The sequence below is a fragment of the Roseisolibacter sp. H3M3-2 genome, from assembly GCF_029211165.1.
In the GTDB taxonomy this organism is placed as follows: Bacteria; Gemmatimonadota; Gemmatimonadetes; order Gemmatimonadales; family Gemmatimonadaceae; genus Roseisolibacter.
The window spans coordinates 1-5,102 of the sequence record NZ_JARGEK010000345.1; the positions used below are offsets into that span (position 1 = coordinate 1).

Annotated in this window: 6 protein-coding genes; 4 read left to right on the forward strand and 2 right to left on the reverse strand. The window is 76.0% G+C overall.

The window, feature by feature from the left end:
• On the forward strand, positions 1-461 hold a 461-nt coding region (locus PYV61_RS20630), incomplete at its 5' end, for a dethiobiotin synthase (RefSeq protein WP_275835162.1).
• Positions 462-467: 6 nt separating this feature from the next.
• Positions 468-950 (forward strand): hypothetical protein, encoded by a 483-nt coding sequence (locus PYV61_RS20635; protein WP_275835164.1) that lies wholly within the window; start codon positions 468-470, stop codon positions 948-950.
• Here PYV61_RS20635 and PYV61_RS20640 read toward each other — a convergent pair.
• Together PYV61_RS20640 and PYV61_RS20645 are read right to left on the reverse strand one after the other, a co-directional pair.
• The gene (locus tag PYV61_RS20640) at positions 907-1,659 is read right to left on the reverse strand and encodes a hypothetical protein (protein WP_275835166.1); all 753 of its coding nucleotides are present in this window, start codon (positions 1,657-1,659) and stop codon (positions 907-909) included. The genes PYV61_RS20635 and PYV61_RS20640 overlap by 44 nt on opposite strands.
• 43 nt (positions 1,660-1,702) lie before the next feature.
• Positions 1,703-3,103: a multicopper oxidase family protein gene (locus PYV61_RS20645; RefSeq protein WP_275835168.1), complete on the reverse strand. Its 1,401-nt coding sequence runs from the start codon at positions 3,101-3,103 to the stop codon at positions 1,703-1,705.
• Positions 3,104-3,306: 203 nt separating this feature from the next.
• On the opposite strand from PYV61_RS20645, the gene bioB reads away from it, so the two are divergent.
• Both bioB and pdxH read left to right on the forward strand, forming a co-directional pair.
• A complete protein-coding gene (bioB, locus tag PYV61_RS20650; protein ID WP_275835170.1) occupies positions 3,307-4,371 on the forward strand; it encodes a biotin synthase BioB in 1,065 nt (354 codons plus the stop codon).
• The gene (gene pdxH / locus PYV61_RS20655) at positions 4,368-5,012 is read left to right on the forward strand and encodes a pyridoxamine 5'-phosphate oxidase (protein ID WP_275835172.1); all 645 of its coding nucleotides are present in this window, start codon (positions 4,368-4,370) and stop codon (positions 5,010-5,012) included. The genes bioB and pdxH overlap by 4 nt, the downstream gene beginning before the upstream one ends.
• Positions 5,013-5,102: the final 90 nt, after the last annotated feature.

The following is a 5,102-nucleotide window of genomic DNA, read 5'->3' on the forward strand; positions in this document are numbered from 1 at the left end:
GTCTTCCTAAGACCGCTTGGCCTCCGACTTCGCTCGACCTCGCGCGACTCGACGCGGCGGCCGGGCGGTGCGCCGGCGGCGCCGACGCGCTCGTGGTCGAGGGCGCGGGGGGGCTGCTGGTGCCGTTCGCGCCGGGGCTCGACCTCGCCGACCTGGAGGCGCGCTGGTCGCTCGACCTGGTCGTCGTCGCGGGGAACCGGCTGGGGGTGCTGAACCACACGCTGCTCACCGTGCGCGAGGCGGCGCGGCGCGGGCGGCAGGTGCGGGCGGTCGCGCTCAACGCGCTGCACGGCGGCCCGCCGGACCTCGCCGGGGCGACGATCGCGGGCGCGCTGCGCGGGCTGCTGGGCGCGGTGCCGCTGGTGACCGTGCCCCACCTCGACGGGGTAGCGCAGGAGGACCCCGCCGCGCTCGCGGCGGCCGGCGACGCGCTGGCGCGGGTCCTCCTCGCCCCGCCCTGACTCGCCATGCGCGCCCTCCGCCCCGTCGCACTGCTCCTGCTCGCCGGCTGCTCGTCGTCCACCGCGCCGCTGCCGCGCGACGGCGCGCCGGACGCGTTCGAGGTCACGTACAGCGGTTACGGCTACGGGTCGCACGTCGTGACGCTGCGCGGGGAAGCGCTGGTCGTCGTGCGCCGGCAGTTCTTCGACCCGCGCGTCGGGGTGGACTCGGTGACCGTCGTGCCCGACGGGGCGGCGTGGCGCGCGTTCTGGTCGGCGGCGCGGACCGCCGGGATCGCGCGCTGGCCGCGCACGTGCGCGGACCCGCGCGTCGCCGACGGCGGGGGCTTCGCGCTGCGGATCGTCGCGGGCGGGGAGACGTGGGAGCGATCGGGGGAGAACGCCTACCCGACCGCCCGCGGCGGGTGCACGCGGGAGGCCGGGCCCTCGCCGGAGTACGAGACGTTCACCGCCGCGGTGGCGGCGCTGATCGGTCGCCCGTTCCCCTGACCGCGCGCGCCAGCGTCGGCCGCTGCTCGCGGGCCGTCGGGAACGGGGCCGCCGGGTAGGGGCCGATCAGCGCCACCGTGTACGCGCTCGCCCAGAAGTCGGGCGGCCCCTCGCTGTCCGGCACGCGGTTGCGCACCGGGGCGACGGCGTGCTTCAGGTACGCGGCGATGTCGCGCAGCTCCTGGTCGGCCATGTGGCGGAACGCCGGCCAGGGCATCGGCGGGGCGAGGTACTTGGGGTGCGCGGGGAAGTTGCCCTGTCCCGGCGTCGTCCCAGTGATCTCGACGTCGGGCGTCTCGCCGGGGCGCAGGCCGTAGCGCAGCGCGTTGAAGAGCTGCCGCTCGGTGAAGCGGCCGGTCCCCGTCGCGTTGTCGGGGGTGAGGTTGCGCGGGCGCGTGCGGAAGCACGGCTGCGCGTCGGGCCTGTCGGCGCACGGGCCGATGCGGAACTCGAGCGACGGGACGGCGTCGGGGCGGTAGCCGGCGAGGAACCCCTCGGACGCGGGGTCGGGGGAGCCGCCGTGGCAGTCGCCGCAGCCGTGGTTGAGGACCAGCGCGCGCCCGCGCAGCAGCTGCGCCTCGCTCGGCGCGCGTCCCCCTCCGGCGACGGCGGCCGCCGGCCGCGCCTGCGCGCCGAGGGTGGGGGCGGCCGCCGCGGACGCGAGGCCGGCCACCGCGGCGGCGGCCGCGAGGTGGTGAGGACGTGCCATCGGCGCCTCCGTGGTGAGGGTCGCTGCGTGGCGGTGCGGCGGCTCAGGGCCGCACCTCGAGCACTCCCATCATCCCGTGGTCCTCGTGGTCCAGGATGTGGCAGTGGTACATCCACTTCCCCGCGAAGCCGTCGAAGCGCACGACGAACCGCGCCGTCTCGTGCTTGGGCACGTTCACCACGTCCTTCCAGCTCGGGAACGGCTCGGGGACGCCGTTCCGGTCGAGGACCTGGAACCGGAAGCCGTGCAGGTGGAAGGGGTGGTCCATCCCGACGAGGTTCTCGACCTCCCAGATCTCGGTGGTGCCGAGCCGCGCCCGCACGTCGACGCGCGCCATGTCCATGTGCTTCCCGTTGATGAGGTGCTGCGTCAGCACCATGACGCGGCGGGCGGCGACGCGCCCGGTGTCGAGCGGCGCCACGGGGCGCAGCACCTCGGGGAGCGCCGGCGGCGCGACGGGCGGCCCGTCGTCGTAGCGCAGCGCGAGCAGGTCGCGCGGCGTCGCCCAGTCGGCGGGGCGGGTCTGCGGGATGTAGCGGTCGTACGGGAGCGCGCGCAGCAGCGCGCGCGTCCCCGGCGCGCCGGTGCCGCGCACGAGCACCTCGGCGCGCTCGCCGACGCCGAGCGTGAGCTCGCCGCGCTCGACGCCGCGCGCGAAGAGCCCGCCGTCGCTGCCGACGTGCAGCAGGCGGTGCCCCTCGAGCGCCAGGCGGTAGACGCGCGCCGCCGAGGCGTTGACGATCCGCCAGCGCTGCACCTCGCCGCTGCGGATCGCCAGCGCGGGCATGACGCGCCCGCTCACGAAGACGACGTCGCCCTCGCGCCCGTTCTCGGCGTCGACGCGCCCGGCGGGGGACGCCGGGTCGGCGATGTCGATCGCGCCGCCGGGGCGGAAGCGGTTGTCGGAGAGCACGAGCACGTGCTCCGGGAGCGACGCCGGGAGCGGGTCGTCCGGCGCGCGGACGACGATCGCGCCGTAGAGGCCGCGCGCCACCTGCGCGCCGGTGCGGTGGTCGGGGTGCGGGTGGTACCAGTACGTGCCGGCGGTGCCGCGCGGCACCGTGAACACGTAGTCATGGCTGCCCCCCGGCGGCACCGGGTGGAACGGGCTCCCGTCGGCGACGAACGGCAGCGTGAGCCCGTGCCAGTGGATCGTGCTCGCCTCCGGCAGCCGGTTGCGGAAGTGCACGACGACGCGGTCGCCCTCGCGCAGGTCGAGCGTCGGGCCGGGGACGCGGCCGTCGTAGGCCCAGACGTCGGTCGTGTCGCCGCCGTCGCGCAGCGCGAGGCGCGCGGGCGCGGCGGTGAGGGTCAGCTCGACGGTGCGGGCCGCGGGCCCGGCGCGGGCGGGCGCGGCGGGGGGCGTGGACGGCGCCGCCGCGACCTGGAGCGCCAGCGCGGCGGCGACGGCCGTGCGGACGGACAGCGGGTGCGAGCGCGGCATGCGCGACGACCTCCGCCAGCGGGGGGACGACCCCTCCTGCGACGTGCGCCACGGTAGTGCCGTCCGGCGCGCCGGACAAGAGCGCGGGGCGGGCCCCGCGGCCCCCGCGGCCCCTAGGCAATCGCCCGCGCGCCCTGCGACATTCCCGGCGCGCCCGCGTGTGCGCCCCCGTACGCGCGCCGACGGTCCCCCTCGCATCGCCCATGTCCCTGCCCGACTGGAACGCCCTCGCCGACCAGGCCCTGGCCGGCTCGCCGATCGCGCGCGACGACGCCCGCGCCGTGCTGGCCGCCGACGACGCCGAGCTCCCCGCGCAGCTCGCGGCCGCCTGGCGGGTGCGCCGCCACTTCTGGGGGAACCGGGTGCGGCTGCACTTCCTGCTCAACGCGCAGAGCGGGCTGTGCCCCGAGGACTGCGGCTACTGCTCGCAGTCGAAGCTGTCGCTCGCCGAGATCGACAAGTACCCGATGCTGGCGCGCGACCGCATCCTCGAGGCGGCGGACCGCGCGGCGCAGCTGAAGGCCGGCACCTTCTGCATGGTGATCTCGGGGCGCTCGCCGGGCGGCCGCGTGTTCGAGAAGGTGCTCGACGCGGTGCGCGAGGTGAAGGCGCGGCACGACCTGAAGATCTGCGCCTGCCTCGGGCTGCTGACGCAGGAGCAGGCGGTCGCGCTCAAGGAGGCCGGCGTCACGCAGGTGAACCACAACCTCAACACGTCGGCGCGCTACACGCCCGAGGTGGTGAGCACGCACACCTTCGAGGACCGGGTGGCGACGGTCGAGCAGGTGCGCGCGGCGGGGCTGAAGACGTGCTCGGGCGGGATCCTCGGCATGGGGGAGACCGACGACGACGTGATCGACCTCGCGCTGTCGCTGCGCGAGCTGGAGGTGAAGTCGGTGCCGGTGAACTTCCTGATCCCGGTCCCCGGCACGCCGATGAGCGAGGTGCGGCAGCTCGACCCGCGCCGCTGCCTGCGCATCCTCGCCCTCTACCGCTTCCTGCTGCCGTCGCAGGAGATCCGGATCGCCGGCGGGCGCGAGGTGCACCTGCGCTCGATGCAGGTGATGGGGCTGTACCCGGCCAACTCGATCTTCATCGGCGACTACCTGACGACGCAGGGCGCGGCGGCGCGCGCGGACCTCGACATGATCCGCGACGCTGGCTTCGTGCTCGAGACGCCCGACGGCGCGCCGTTCGAGGTCGAGGAGTTCGTCGCGGTCCCGGAGAGCTACCCGCGCGCCCCGCTGCCGCTGCTGGAGGTGCGGTGAGCGACCCGATCGCGGACCTGCGGCAGAACTACGCGCGCGCGCGCTTCGACGAGGGGGACGCCGACGCCGACCCGATCGCGCAGTTCCGCCGCTGGTTCGACGAGGCGGTCGAGGCGAGGGCGGTCGAGCCGAACGCGATGACGCTCGCCACCGCGTCGCCCGACGGGGCGCCGGACGCGCGCACGGTGCTTCTGAAGGGCGCGGACGCGCGCGGCTTCGCGTTCTACACCGACTACCGCAGCGCCAAGGCGCGGCAGCTCGACGCCAACCCGCGCGCGGCGCTGGTGTTCTGGTGGGCGGAGCTGGAGCGCCAGGTGCGCGTGACGGGCGCGGTGACGCGCGTCGCCCGCGACGAGTCGGCCGCCTACTTCGCGTCGCGCCCGCGCGGCAGCCGGCTCGGCGCCTGGACCTCGCGCCAGTCGTCGCCGCTCCCCGACCGCGCGGCGCTGGAGCGCGCGTACGCCGAGACGGAGGCGCGCTTCGCCGGGGCCGACGAAGTGCCACTCCCCGAGCACTGGGGCGGCTTCCGCGTGGCGCCCGAGACGCTCGAGTTCTGGCAGGGGCGCCCGAGCCGCCTGCACGACCGCATCCGCTACCGCCGCGAGGGCGAGGGCTGGGTGCGGGAGCGCCTCTCTCCTTAGCAACTGCCGGGAATCGGATGAGACGGATCAGAACGGGGCGATTATCAAAGATCTGGTAGCAGATTGGAGGCTCCATCCGCGCGGAGGGAG

Excerpts from the sequence above, each read along its gene's own strand:
- PYV61_RS20635 (WP_275835164.1), top strand. The coding sequence starts at position 468 with ATGCGCGCCCTCCGCCCCGTCGCACTGCTCCTGCTCGCCGGCTGCTCG.
- PYV61_RS20640 (WP_275835166.1), bottom strand. The coding sequence starts at position 1,659 with ATGGCACGTCCTCACCACCTCGCGGCCGCCGCCGCGGTGGCCGGCCTC.
- PYV61_RS20645 (WP_275835168.1), bottom strand. The coding sequence starts at position 3,103 with ATGCCGCGCTCGCACCCGCTGTCCGTCCGCACGGCCGTCGCCGCCGCG.
- bioB (WP_275835170.1), top strand. The coding sequence starts at position 3,307 with ATGTCCCTGCCCGACTGGAACGCCCTCGCCGACCAGGCCCTGGCCGGC.